The following is a 13841-nucleotide window of genomic DNA, read 5'->3' as shown; positions in this document are numbered from 1 at the left end:
CGCATGGCCACCACTTCGCCCTTGAGCGGGCCGTTTTCCGGGCGTTCCTTGCGTAATATCGTGTCGCGGATGCGCTCGAAATGCTTGCCGATGGTGGCGTCGCCGGCGCAGAAGCGCGCGCGCGTCAGGGCCTGGTGCTCCCACACCCAGGCAGCGCTGCTCTGGTAGCGCTCGAAGGCCTGCACGCTGGAGACCAGCATGCCCGAGGCGCCGTCGGGCCGCAGGGCGATGTCGATGTCGAACAGGATGCCGGCCGAGGTGTGCGAGGTCATCCAGGTAATGAAACGCTGCGCCAGCTTGGCGTACAGGCCGGGGGCTTCCTGGTCATCGTCGTCGAACAGGAAGATGACGTCCAGGTCGGAAACATAGCCCAGTTCCTTGCCGCCCAGCTTGCCATACGCGATGACGGCGAATTTCGGCACCTCGCGGTGGCGGCTGGGGATGGTTTGCCACACGGCCTGCACGGTGGCGGCGACGATGATGTCGGCCAGCTGCGACAGGTAGTCGGCCAGCTTTTCCACGCTGAGGTCGCCCGCCAGGTCCTGCGCCAGGCACTGGAACAGCTGCGCATGGTGCATTTCGCGCAGGATATCCATCTGCCGCTCCGTATCGCCGGGCGCATCGTCGAGCTGGCGCTGCAAGTCCAGCGCCAGCGCGGCCGGGTCCGGCACCGTGTGGCGGATGCGCTCGTCGAGCAGCTCGTCGAGCAGGATAGGGTGTTGCGTGAGGAAGGTGGCGGCCCAGCCGCTGGCGCACACCATGCGCACGACCCGTTCCAGCGTGTGCGGGTATTCCGTCAGCAGCGACAGATAGGCGGAGCGGCGCGCAATGGCTTCCAGGAAATCGAGCAGGCGCCCCAGGGTGGCCAGCTGGCTGGCCTTGCCCGTCGTGATGGAGCAGTCGGCGATCAGGGGCAGGGCGGAATTGACGAGGGCCACTAAACGCGTGCGGCTGGCCTCGGGCAAGGATTGCAGGCGCGGCGCCTGCCACGTGGCCAGCAGGCGCCGCGCACAGGCGGCCGGCTCGTCGAAACCGAGGGCAGCGAAGCGCGCCTCGATGGCTTCCTGCTGGTCCGACGCGGCGCAGTCGTTCGACGTCTGCGGGTCGATGCCCGTGTCGGCCGGCGGCGTGCCGCTGCTCTTGTCGCTGAACATCTCGTCGAACTGGCCGGCAACAAACACGCGGTGCGCTTCCAGGCTGGCCAGCAGGGTGGGCGTGTCGGGCAGACCCATCATCTGCGCCACGGTCAGGCGGTCGGCCTCGTTCGCGGGCAAGGTGTGGGTTTGCGCATCGTCAAGATACTGCAGCCGGTGTTCCAGGTTGCGCAGGAAGGTGTAGGAGCCGAGCAACTGTTCCACGATGGCCGGTTCCAGCAATCCCTTGTCGGCCACCGTGCGCAGGGTGGCGCGCGTGGAACGGTCGCGCAGTTCGGCGTCGCGCCCGCCCCGTATCAATTGAAACACTTGCGCGAGGAATTCGATTTCGCGGATGCCGCCGCGCCCCAGCTTGACGTTGTTGCTGCGGTCCGGGTGCAGCCGCTCCTGGCGGTTGACTTCGGCGCGGATCTGGCCGTGCATGGTGCGGATGGCATCGATGACGCCGAAATCGAGGTAGCGGCGGAAGACGAAGGGGCGCACGATGGCGTCGAGCGCGGCGATATCCTCGGCCTTGCCCGTCACGGCGCGCGCCTTGACCCAGGCATAGCGTTCCCATTCGCGTCCCTGCACGATCAGGTATTGCTCCACCATGCCCAGGCTGGCGGCGAGGGGACCCGAGTTGCCGTTCGGGCGCAGCGCCATGTCGACGCGGAAAGTAAAGCCATCCTGGGTGATTTCGGCCAGGGCGGCGATCAGCTTTTTGCCCATGCGAATGAAAAACTCATGGTTGGACAGGCTGCGCTGGCCCGGCCCGGTCACTTGCGTGTCGCCATCTTCCGGGTAAACAAAGATCAGGTCGATGTCGGACGACACATTCAGCTCGCCGCCGCCCTGTTTGCCCATCGCCAATACCATCAATGCCTGTTCCTCGCCCGATTCCTCGCCCACGGGCATGCCGTGCTGGGCCACCATCTCGGCCATGATGGCGTCCACGTGCGTGCGGATGGCGAAGTCGGCAAAGCCCGTCATGGCCGTGACGACTTCGTTCAGGTCGGCCCGGCCGTCCAAGTCGCGCTCGATCAAGCCGCAGACGAGCAGGTTGCGCAGGCGGCGCATGGCCCGCTCGGCCGGCAGGGGCGGCGTGGCCGTGTTCGCCTGGGCGGCCAGCGCGGCGGCGAAGTCGAGTTGGTCCAGCGGTGCGCGCACCAGTTCGGCCACCTGCGCGGCGCGCTCGGGGGCGGCGCCCAGCCAGCGCTGGTAGAAACGGGAGGCGGAAATCAAAGGCGTTTGGCTCATGGTGACGGTGTCGGTAGGTGCTGCGTGGATGCTGCGTGCATGGTTGTCGGTTAAATGGCTGCGAACGGCGGGGGATGCGGTAAAATTGTGCCGCTGGCAGGGTTGCTGCCGGCCGTGCACGGTCTCCCGGACGATGGTAAGGGAGGCTTTGCTCAGACGCAAGCGCAAGGATGCAGGCGCGCACCACGAATTCAGACGATTTTTGCCATTATTTGACGCCGGGCCAGTTTATTAGCTTATTGATGCAAAAACCGCCAGAAGCAAGCGTGACAGAACATGTGCCACTGGCCCTGCGCTGGCAGCGGCTGCGTGCCGCCTATCGCATGGCGAACCTGGCCACCCACCACGTGCTGGGTTTTACCGTGAAACTGGTGCTGCTGGCGTATTTCGCCTTCGCCGTGCTGTTTCTCTTCCTGCGTTACGCCATCCTGCCGAATATCGATTACTACAAGGGCGATATCGAGCGCGCCGCCAGCCGCGCGCTGGGCAATCCCGTCAGTATTGCGCGTATTTATGCTTCCTGGCATGGCGTACGGCCCAACCTGTTCCTGGGCGACGTGACCTTGCGCGACCAGACGGGTCGCCAGGCGCTGAGCCTGCCGAGCGTGTCGGCCACCCTGTCGTGGTGGAGCGTGCTCGGTTCCGTGCGCTTCGACAGCCTGGAAATCACGCGGCCCGACCTGGACGTGCGGCGCAGCAAGGAAGGCAAGCTGTACGTGGCCGGCGTGCTCGTCGACAGCAAGCAGGGCAGCGATGGCAAGGGCGCCGACTGGCTGCTGTCGCAGCACGACATCATCATCCGCGACGGCAAGGTACGCTGGACGGACGAGGCGCGCGGCACGCCCGAGCTGGCATTGACCCAGCTCAATGTCTTGCTGCGCAACCGCTGGCGCAGCCACCGCCTGGGCTTGCAGGCGACGCCGCCCGCCAGCCTGGCCGCGCCCATCGATGTGCGCGCTCACTTCACGCATCCGCCTTTCAGCAAGCGCATCTCGGACGTGTCGATGTGGAAGGGCGAGCTGTATGCCGACCTGAAAAATGCCGACCTGGCCGCCTGGCGCCGCTACCTCGATTATCCGTTTGAGCTGAGCCAGGGCAAGGGCGCCCTGCGCGCCTGGCTGAGCCTGGATCACGCGCGCCTGGCCGGCTTCACGGCCGACGTGGGCTTGACGGACGTGCAGGCGCGGCTGGGCGAGCACATCGCGCCGCTCGACCTGCTGACGGTGAGTGGACGTATTTCAGCAAAGGAAGACCTGTCGGCCCAGGTGCCGGACGGCAAGCCGACTTTCGGCGCAAACGGCCACCAGGTGGAGTTGACGAATTTCGCGCTGGAAACACGCGATGGCCTCAGCCTGCCGCCCACGACCCTGTCCGAGCGCTATGTGGCCGCCACCAGGCGCAAGCCGGCGCAGACGGAAATCGCGGCCCAGTCCCTCGATTTGCAGACCCTGGCCGCGCTGGCCGACAAGCTGCCGCTGGGCCAGCAGCAGCGCCAGCGCCTCGACGCCCTGGCGCCACGGGGCCGCCTGCAGGATTTTTCCGCGCAATGGCAGGGTGATATCGCCACGCCCGCCATCTACCGCCTGCGCGGCAAGCTGGTCGAACTGGGACTCAATGCGCAGCCCGCCCGCCTGGCCGTGGCGAAGACGGCGACCAGCCCAGCGCAGGCGGCGGCACCGGCCATTCCCGGTTTCGACCACCTGACGGGCACGATCGACGCCAGCGACAAGGGCGGCAGCATCGCCATCGATGCGCAGGACCTGGTGCTGCAATTGCCGTCCTACCTGAGCGAACCGGCCATGCCGTTCGCGCAATTCGCCATGCAGGCGCGCTGGACGTTTGAAGCGGACAATATGCTGCAGGTCGAACTGGACAAGCTGGACTTCGACCAGCAAGGCTTGCGCGTGGCCCTGCATGGCTCGCACCGCATGCCGCTCGACGGCAAGGACCCGGGCCAGGTGGACTTGACGGGCACGATCGACAATTTCCAGATCAATACCATCGGCCGCTACCTGCCCATGCAGACGCCCGAGCACCTGCGCCACTGGCTGACGGGCGCGCTGGAAGGCGGCGTGGCGCGCGATGTCAGCCTGCGCCTGCGCGGCGAACTGGCGCATTTCCCCTTCAAGGCCGACACGCCCGCGCAGCGGGGTGCCGCCCAGCGCAGCCGCGGTGACTTCCGCATCGCCGGCAAGATCGACAACGGTACCCTGAACTATGCGCCGGGCGAATTTGCGGACAGCGGCCCGCTGGCCGGCAAGGCGCCGTTGTGGCCGCAGGCGGAGAAAATCAAGGGCAGCTTCGTCTTCGAGCGGGCGCGCATGGAAATCCGCGGCGACACTGCCACCACGGGCGGCGTGGCCTTGACCAACGTCAAGGCCGTGATTCCCGACCTGACCGTGTTCGACACCCTGCTCGACATCGAGGGCAACGCGGCCGGCCCCATGCAGGAATTCCTCAAGTATGTGACGGCCAGCCCCGTGCTGGGCTGGATCGAGCATTTTACGGATGAAACCACGGCCACCGGCAACGCAAGGCTGGCACTCAAATTGCACTTGCCCATCGAGCGCCTGATGGAGTCGACCGTGCAAGGCAGTCTGCAGCTGGCCGGCAATGACGTGGTGCTGTTCCATGACATGCCGCCCGTGCTGGGCGCGCAGGGCAAGATCGAGTTCAACGAAAAAGGCGTCAACCTGAACGGCCTGAATGGCAGCCTGCTGGGCGGGCCCCTGGCCATTTCGGGCGGCACGCAGCCGGACAATTCCATCCAGGTGAAAATCGCCGGCAACATGACCATCGACGGCTTGCGCAAGACCTATCCGGCACCCGTGCTGCAGCGCCTGGCCAAACATTTGAATGGCGGCGCCCGCTACAACGGCCTGATCACGGCGCGCGACCACCAGGTGGTGGTGAACGTGGAGTCGCCGCTGACGGGACTGGGCCTGGATTTCCCCGCGCCCCTGAAAAAGCCGGCGGGCGACAGCCTGCCCGTGAAATTCACCCTGACGGGCAATGCGGCCAATGCGGCGGGCCTGCGCACGGACGAGATACGCATCGCCCTGGGGGGCGGCATCGCGGCCCGCTACCAGCGCCAGAAGCAGGGCAAGGAGCCGTGGCGCCTGGTGCGCGGCGGCATCGGCGTGAACGTGCCGGCGCCGGAACCGGACAGCGGCATGATGCTCAACGTAAATATGAAGGCGCTCGACGTGGACAGCTGGATCGACGCCGGCAGCGAAATTGCCGGCAGCGGCACGGCCCCGGCCGACAGCGCCGCCGCCGATGGCGATGCGCCCGATATCGCGCAATACGTGGTGCCCGACATGATGGCGGCCCGCGCGGGCGAGCTGATGCTGGGCGAGCGCAAGCTGGAAAACGTCGTCGTGGGCGCCACGCACCAGAAGGACGTGTGGCAAGCCAATATTGATGCGAAACAAGTTTCGGGCTACGTGACGTGGCTGGAAACCCCGTCCGGCCTGGGCAAGATGACGGCCCGCCTGTCCTCGCTGATCATCCCGGAATCGGCCGCCAACGACGTGAAGAATTTGCTGGAAGGCAAGAGCGGCGCCCAGTCCATTCCCTCGCTCGATATCGTGGCCGAGCAGTTTGAACTGTTCAACAAGAAGATCGGCCGGCTCGAACTGCAGGCGTATAACACCATGGCCGCCGGCGGGCGCGAGTGGCGCGTGGGCAAGCTGCAACTGTCCAATCCCGACGGCGCCCTGAGCGGCAATGGCAAATGGGTCATCAAGGATGGGCAAAGCACGACCAGCCTGCGTTTCGGCCTCGACATCGTCGACGCGGGCAAGCTGCTGGACCGCTTCGGCTTTGCCGACACGCTGCGCCGCGGCAAGGGGCGCCTGAGCGGCGACATCGCCTGGAATGGCTTGCCGTATTCGCTCGACATCCCCACCCTGTCGGGACAGATCGAGATGAACGTGGAGTCGGGCCAGTTCCTCAAGCAGGACCCGGGCGCGGCCAAGCTGCTGGGTGTGCTCAGCCTGCAAGCCTTGCCTCGCCTGCTGAAGCTCGATTTCCACGATGTGTTTTCCGAAGGCCTGGCCTTCGACGGCATCACGGCCAATGCCAGCATCAAGCGGGGCGTGGTCAGCACCGACAATCTCAAGATGCACGGCGTGGCCGCCACGGTGCTGATGGATGGCACGGCCGATATCGCCAATGAAACGACGAATTTGCACGTGGTGGTGATCCCGGAATTCAACCTGGGCACGGGTCCGCTCGTCTACGCGCTGGCAGTCAACCCCGTCATCGGCCTGGGCAGCTTCCTGGCGCAGCTGTTCCTGCGCGCCCCCGTGATGAAGGCGTTGACCTATCATATGCAGATCGCCGGCCCGTGGAAGTCGCCCGTGGTGACGAAGCTCGATGGTGGTAAATTGGAGCCTGTCGCCACGCCGGCAGCGGCGGCGAAAGATGCCGTGGCGAAATAAGTGCCACGCAGCAAGCTCGAATGGACAAGAGGTGAAATGATGCACACAGTCGCAGCGATACAAATGATTTCCTCGCCTTCCGTGGACGACAACCTGGCCACGGCGCGGCGCCTGGTGGCGCAGGCGGCCGCCGGCGGCGCCGAGCTGGTGGTGTTGCCCGAATACTGGGCCATCATGGGCAGGCAGGAAACGGACAAGCTGGCCCATGCGGAGCAGCCTGGCAGCGGCCCCATCCAGGATGGCATGGCGCAGATGGCGCGCCAGCACGGCATCTGGCTGATCGGTGGTACCCTGCCGCTGATCTCGGACGAGGAAGGCAAGGTCCTCAATACCACGCTGGTGTATGACCCGCAAGGCGAACCGGCCGGGCGCTACGACAAGATCCACCTGTTCGGCTTTACGCGCGGCACCGAGTCGTACAATGAATCGCGCACCATCGTGGCGGGCGCGCAGGTGCGCGCTATCGACACGCCGTTCGGCCGCGTCGGCCTGTCCGTCTGCTATGACCTGCGCTTTCCCGAGCTGTACCGTGCCATGGGCGATTGCGCCTTGATCGTCGTGCCGGCTGCGTTTACCCACACGACGGGCAGCGCCCACTGGGAAGTGCTGCTGCGTGCGCGCGCCATCGAAAACCAATGCTATGTGCTGGCCTCGGCGCAGGGCGGCCTGCATCCGAACGGCCGCCGCACCTGGGGCCACAGCATGCTGATCGACCCGTGGGGCGAAGTGAAGGCCGTGCTGCCCGAAGGCGAAGGCGTGGTCAGTGGCGAGATCGATCCCCTGTTCCTGGCCGGCGTGCGCGAATCCTTGCCCGCCCTGGCACACCGCACCATGTGAGGGGTAGCTGACATACGCTGCTGCGCGTTGTGCTTTCCGGCTGCCGTTCGCGACGTTTCTGCGAGGCACTGCAAAAGAATTGAATTGTGAGAAAGAGCCATGAATCCATTTGAATCCAATCTGTCCAGCCTGGCCGTGGCGCGCGATATTTTGCTCACGCCGTTCGGCCTGGACGAAGACAAGCTGCTCAAGGCCCTGGGCACGATGTTTACGCACAAGGTCGATTATGCCGACCTGTACTTCCAGTTCACCAAGAGCGAAGGCTGGAGCCTGGAAGAGGGCATCGTCAAGACGGGCAGTTTTTCCATCGACCAGGGCGTGGGCGTGCGCGCCGTCTCCGGCGACAAGACGGCTTTTTCGTATTCGGACGAGATTTCCGAGCGTGCCCTGCTGGAAGCGGCGGCCGCCACGCGCACCATCGCGCGCACCGGCGCGGGCAAGGTCAAGATCGCGGGACAGACGATGGTGCAGGGCGGACGCTCGCTGTACCTGCCCCACGATCCGCTCGCCTCGCTGGACGCCACGGCCAAGGTGCAGCTGCTGGAACGCGTGGAAAAGATGGCGCGCGCGAAAGACCCCCGGGTCGTGCAGGTGATGGCGGGCCTGGCCGGCGAATACGACGTGGTGCTGGTGCTGCGCAGCGACGGCGTGCTGGCGGCCGACATCCGTCCCCTGGTGCGCGTGTCGCTGACCGTGATCGCCGAGCAGGATGGCCGCCGCGAGACGGGCTCTGCCGGCGGTGGCGGACGCTACAGCTATGACTATTTCAGCGATGCCGTGCTGGAGCAGTATGCGACGGACGCCGTCAATTCGGCGCTGGTGAACCTGGAAGCGCGTCCCGCGCCCGCCGGCCCCATGACCATCGTGCTGGGGCCGGGCTGGCCCGGCATCCTGCTGCACGAAGCCATCGGCCACGGCCTGGAAGGCGATTTCAACCGCAAGGGCTCGTCCGCGTTTTCCGGCTGCATCGGCGAGCGCGTGGCCGCCAGGGTTGCCGTCGTCGACGACGGCACCCTGGCGGGCCGCCGCGGCTCCCTGAATATCGACGACGAGGGCAATCCCACGCAGTGCACGACCCTGATCGAGGATGGCATCCTGAAGGGCTATATCCAGGACACCATGAATGCGCGCCTGATGAAGATGCCCGTGACGGGCAATGCGCGGCGCGAATCGTTCGCCCACCTGCCCATGCCGCGCATGACCAATACGTATATGCTGGGCGGTGACAGGGACCCGGGCGAAATCCTCGCCTCCGTGAAGAACGGCCTGTATGCCGTCAACTTTGGCGGTGGCCAGGTCGACATTACCAACGGCAAGTTTGTCTTTTCGGCCAGCGAAGCGTACATGATCGAAAACGGCAAGCTCAGCTATCCGGTCAAAGGGGCGACCCTGATCGGCAACGGCCCCGACGTGCTCAACCGCGTCTCCATGATCGGCAACGACATGCGCCTCGATTCGGGCGTGGGCGTGTGTGGCAAGGAAGGGCAGAGCGTGCCCGTGGGCGTGGGCCAGCCCACCCTGCGCCTGGACGGCATCACGGTGGGCGGGACTGCCTGACTGTCGAGCTAGGGCCGCATGCGGGGGCGGTTCCGCCGGCATCGACATGCGGCCCACCGGGCCGTATGTCCCTGCCGGGGCCGACCCCGCTCCTTGCTGCTGGGGTAAACAAGCTTTGCATCAGAACTTGTATTTCAGCCCCGCACTGAAAAAGCGTCCCGCCGCGCCCGCGTAATCGAGCGGGTTGTAGCCCGTGGCGCCATACGTGAGCGGGTCGAGCGGGGCGATCTTGTCGAACAGGTTCTGCATCGATGCAAACACTTCCAGCTTGGGCGTGGCCAGCCAGCGGCCCGTCAAGTCCACCGTGGTGAAGGAAGCGATGCGGCAGCCGCGCGGCGCGTCCGTGCCGTCGGCGAAGTGCGTGGCGCATCCGTCGGGATCGTTCTTGAACAGCACGTTGTCGAGGTGGGCGCGGTAATTGACGTTGGCGCTCACGCGCCAGTTCTGGCGTTCCCAGGTGGCACCCAGGTTGATGCGGTCTGCCGGCGTGCCCATGCAGTTTGATACATCGCAATTGCCATGCGTGCCGGCAAAATCGCGCTGCGTGCCGTCCTGTTCCGTGCGCAGCCATTTGTACAAGTGCGTCCACTTCACGTCGAAGGTCAGGCTGCCGTAGTCGCCGCCCAGGTTGAAGCGCTGGCGGGCGTCGACGTCGAGGCCGCGCACCGTCGTCTGCGCCGAATTCACATAGCTGGCCAGCACGGCCGTGATGGCGCCCGGGTCGCCGGGAATGGTGGTGGCCGTCGACGGGTCGCGCGCCACGTGGCCTTCCGCAATGGCCGTATCCGTCTGTTCCTGGTTGATTTCATTCTTGCGGCGGATTTGCCACAGGTCGATGGAAATGCTGGTGCGCGGCAGCGGGTCCCACACGGCGCCCACGGAATAGCTGCGCGAACGTTCGGGCGATAAATGGGGATTGGGCGAGGTGATGACGGCGATCGAGGCGGGATCGCAGGCGACCGCCACGCCCAGGGCGCAGCGCAGCGGATCGCTGGCGGTGGAAAACGCGGCCAGGCCGCCGACGCCGTTTTCCGCCGCGCTGGGCGCACGAAAGCCTTTGGCGAAGGTGCCGCGCAGGGCCAGCTCGCGCACGGGCGTCCATTTCACGCCCACTTTCGGCGTGTAGGAATTGCCCACATCCGTGAAATGGTCTGCGCGCAGGGCCCCCGACAGTTCCACGGTGCTCAGCACGGGCGCCAGCACTTCCGCGTAGATGGCCGAGGCGTTGCGGCTGCCCTTGTAGGCGGAGTAGCCCAGGCCGATGATATTGCCCCGCTCCGTGCCCGTGGTGGGCTTGAGTTCCGTCGCTTCGTGGCGGAATTCGGCGCCCACGGCCACGCCCAGGGGGCCGCCGTCGAGCTTGCCTATTTCGCGGTTGGCCTTGAAGTCGATCTGCGCGATATGCGTCTTGGCATCGTTCGAGATGCGCGGCGACAGCGCCGCGTACAGCGCGGGCGAATTGAGGCCCGCGTTTTCCGCGATGCGCCACAGGCTGCCGGCCGGCAGGGCCGCATAGGCGGGGTTCAGGCTGGCGGCCGCCACGTTGGCGGCAGTGGGGTTGAGCAGGGCGAAGGCGACGTCGCGCTGCAGGTAGCCGCCCTGGTCGTTCGACACCTTGTTTTGCGAATACAGCAGCGCGCTGTCGATGTCCCAGCCCGCCACGGCGCCCTTGATGCCGGCGACAAAGCGAGTGAAGGTGGAATCGACTTCCGACGTGCGCGGCCCCACGTCGGCCGCCAGGTAGCGCAGCCGTGCCGCCGTGCCGAAATACGGGTTGTCGGGGTGGTCGGCGCCCAGCGAGACGCCCGCATTGCTGACGGGCCCGCCCGGATAGCCGACCGAACCGCTGACGGTCGACGGTGTGGTGGCCGAGTTCGATTCGCTGTGATACAGGTTCAGTTCCGCATAGGTTTGCAGCGCCGGTGTCAGTTGCCAGGCGGCGCGGCCAAAGAAGTTGATGTTCTTTTGCTTGGGCTGGATCTGGCCATATTGCTGCGCGGCATCCGTCAGGCAGCCGCCGCCGGGATCGCCCTGGGGATGGCTGGTGAAGTTGCTGCAGGCGGCGCCGGGGAAGGTGCGCGTAAAGCCCACGCCGGCCAGGTTGCCCCGGTTGTAGTAGTCGAGCGTGTCGGGATTGCGCACATTGCCGTTGACGGCGCTGCCGGCCGCGTTGTTGGTGGTGATGGCACCCGTGCCGCCCAGCGTTTCCTGCGCGCTGAAGCCCAGGTCGCGCAAGTCGCTGCGGCCGACGGCGCCCCGTCCGGCCCGGTCGCGGTTCCAGATGGCGGCCTTTTCGCTGTATTCGAGATTGAGCAGCACGTTGTAGCGGTCGCTGTCGATGTTGCCGAAGCCGTGCGTGATGGCGGCGCGCGCGTCGCGCCCGTCCCAGTCCTTGGTCTTGCCGTAATTGCCCTTGATGGCCGTGCCCTGGTAGTCGCGCCGCAGGATCACGTTGACCACGCCGGCGATGGCGTCCGAGCCATAAATGGCCGAGGCGCCGTCCTTGAGGATTTCCACGCGCTCCACGGCTTCCAGGGGAATGATGTTCAGGTCGGCAAATACTTTCTGGCCATCGTCGGCCAGGCCATACGGCGCCACGCGGCGGCCGTTCAGCAGCACCAGGGTCGAGGCCGTGCCCAGCCCCCGCAGCGAGATGCCGGAGGCGCCGGCGGCAAAGCCGTTGCCGAAGGTGGTGGGCACGGAACCCTGGTTGTCGACGGCCAGCGTCTGCAGCAGTTCGGCCACGCTGGACTTGCCCGATTTTTCGATATCGGCCGCGTTCAGGGTTTGCACGGGCGACGCCGTTTCCGCCTGGGCGCGGCGGATGTTCGAGCCGGTGATTTCCACGCGGGCAATCGGGGTGGCCTCCTGTGCCAGCACAGGCAGGCTCAACAGTGCTCCCGCCAGGGCCAGGCCCAGGCGTGGTGACGGGAAGGAAGCGGGGTGGGGCGATGAGGTAGGGGTCATGCTGGTCTCCGTAAAGGTCAGGCAGTCAAAGGTCGTCGATGCGTCCTTGAGTCTTGTCCCTGCGGTCCGCGCCGGATTAGATCTTGATCAGTAGTGCGTCGCTTGCCGCTGACGCAATGGGTCTTACGTGGCGCGTGCGCCACGACGGACACAGCGCTAGCGAGGGCTGGCGGCGCATGGTGCGCGGCAGTGGCAGGCTCGTCAGCGGTGCGCAACTTTTCATGCTTTTCTGCGTGCTTCGCAGTGGAAAACGGCGGCGGCATGCGGCTTTGCCGACAAATATGCTTGCCAACCCTTGCAATTTAGGTTTATAGTCGTTCATCACTTATGGATGACTCGCATGTTCGCTCGCCACTTTTTTACCGCTTATTTTTACTTTAGCAATTCCAACCCAAAGGCGGTGGAGTAGCGGTCGGTTCACGTAGCAGCAAAACGAGATCCCAGCAAATTCTAAAAAACCGCCACTGATGGCGGTTTTTTTTTACCCAGATGTTTTACCCTTGTTCAAATTTTGGAGAAAATGATGCCCCGCACCGATGATTTGCGTATTCGCGAAATGAAGGAATTGACTCCGCCGTCCCACCTGATCCGCGAATTTGCCTGCTCGGAGCAAGCCGAGCAGACTGCCGCCAGCGCCCGCATCGCCCTGCACCGCATCCTGCACGGCCAGGATGACCGCCTGATGGTGGTGATCGGCCCGTGCTCCATCCACGACACCAAGGCGGCGATGGAATACGCGCGCCTGCTGGTCAAGGAGCGCGCGCGTTTCGCCGGCGAACTGGAAATCGTCATGCGCGTGTACTTCGAGAAACCGCGCACCACGGTGGGCTGGAAGGGGCTGATCAACGATCCGTACATGGACAACAGCTTCCGCATCAACGACGGCTTGCGCATGGCGCGTGAACTGTTGCGCGATATCAATGAACTGGGCTTGCCGGCCGGCACCGAATTCCTCGACGTCATCAGTCCGCAATACATCGCCGACCTGATCAGCTGGGGCGCCATCGGCGCGCGCACGACGGAGTCGCAGGTGCACCGCGAGCTGGCATCGGGACTGTCCTGTCCGGTCGGCTTCAAGAACGGCACGGACGGCAACGTGAAAATCGCCGTGGAAGCCATCAAGGCCGCCTCGCAGCCGCACCATTTCCTCTCCGTCACGAAGGGCGGCCACTCGGCCATCGTCTCGACCAACGGCAACGAAGATTGCCACATCATCTTGCGTGGCGGCAAGACGCCGAACTACGACGCGGCCAGCGTGGACGAGGCGTGCAAGGCCATCGCGGCACAGGGCCTGGCGGCGCGCCTGATGATCGACGCTTCGCATGCGAACAGCTCGAAGAAGCCGGAAAACCAGATTCCCGTGTGCGCCGACATCGCCAGCCAGGTGGCGGGCGGCGACAGCCGCATCGTCGGTGTGATGGTGGAATCGCACCTGGTGGCGGGGCGCCAGGATTTGATCCCGGGCAAGGAATTGATCTATGGCCAGTCCGTCACGGATGGCTGCATCGACTGGAGCGCCAGCGTGGCCGTGCTGGAAAACCTGGCGGCGGCCGTGAAGCAGCGCCGCCTGCAGGGCGACCAGGAATAAGCTGGCGCGCAGCATGAAAAAAAGCCCGGAAAGCTAAGCTTTCCGGGCTTTTTC

General features: G+C 65.4%; 6 protein-coding genes. 4 read left to right on the top strand and 2 right to left on the bottom strand.

The features are described from left to right. The coding region (gene glnE, locus EBS11_RS13305; RefSeq protein WP_290603431.1) for a bifunctional [glutamate--ammonia ligase]-adenylyl-L-tyrosine phosphorylase/[glutamate--ammonia-ligase] adenylyltransferase at positions 1 to 2393 on the bottom strand (2393 nt) is incomplete at its 3' end. 266 nt (positions 2394 to 2659) lie between these two features. On the opposite strand from glnE, the gene EBS11_RS13300 reads away from it, so the two are divergent. The 3 genes from EBS11_RS13300 to tldD all read left to right on the top strand — a co-directional run bounded on the left by EBS11_RS13300 (position 2660) and on the right by tldD (position 9232). Then, positions 2660 to 6838, top strand: coding sequence for a YhdP family protein (locus EBS11_RS13300; protein ID WP_365955381.1), 4179 nt, complete (start codon positions 2660 to 2662; stop codon positions 6836 to 6838). Between the two features lie 36 nt (positions 6839 to 6874). Next, entirely contained in the window at positions 6875 to 7675 is an 801-nt protein-coding gene (locus tag EBS11_RS13295; RefSeq protein WP_290603429.1) for a carbon-nitrogen hydrolase family protein, read from the top strand. A 99-nt stretch (positions 7676 to 7774) separates the two neighbouring features. Continuing rightward, the gene (tldD, locus tag EBS11_RS13290) at positions 7775 to 9232 is read left to right on the top strand and encodes a metalloprotease TldD (RefSeq protein WP_290603428.1); all 1458 of its coding nucleotides are present in this window, start codon (positions 7775 to 7777) and stop codon (positions 9230 to 9232) included. 120 nt (positions 9233 to 9352) lie between these two features. Here tldD and EBS11_RS13285 read toward each other — a convergent pair whose 3' ends face one another. Further along, positions 9353 to 12199: a TonB-dependent receptor gene (locus tag EBS11_RS13285; protein WP_290603427.1), complete on the bottom strand. Its 2847-nt coding sequence runs from the start codon at positions 12197 to 12199 to the stop codon at positions 9353 to 9355. Positions 12200 to 12722: 523 nt separating this feature from the next. Between EBS11_RS13285 and aroG the strand changes: the two genes are divergently transcribed. Then, entirely contained in the window at positions 12723 to 13787 is a 1065-nt protein-coding gene (gene aroG / locus EBS11_RS13280) for a 3-deoxy-7-phosphoheptulonate synthase AroG (RefSeq protein ID WP_076569233.1), read from the top strand. The last annotated feature ends 54 nt before the right edge of the window (positions 13788 to 13841 follow it).

This window comes from Janthinobacterium sp., assembly GCF_009923995.1.
GTDB lineage: Bacteria > Pseudomonadota > Gammaproteobacteria > Burkholderiales > Burkholderiaceae_D > Janthinobacterium.
This window is presented reverse-complemented; position numbering and strand designations above follow the sequence as displayed.

Coding starts and splice junctions, on each gene's coding strand:
- EBS11_RS13295 (WP_290603429.1), top strand. CDS start 6,875: ATGATGCACACAGTCGCAGCGATACAAATGATTTCCTCGCCTTCCGTG.
- tldD (WP_290603428.1), top strand. CDS start 7,775: ATGAATCCATTTGAATCCAATCTGTCCAGCCTGGCCGTGGCGCGCGAT.
- EBS11_RS13285 (WP_290603427.1), bottom strand. CDS start 12,199: ATGACCCCTACCTCATCGCCCCACCCCGCTTCCTTCCCGTCACCACGC.
- aroG (WP_076569233.1), top strand. CDS start 12,723: ATGCCCCGCACCGATGATTTGCGTATTCGCGAAATGAAGGAATTGACT.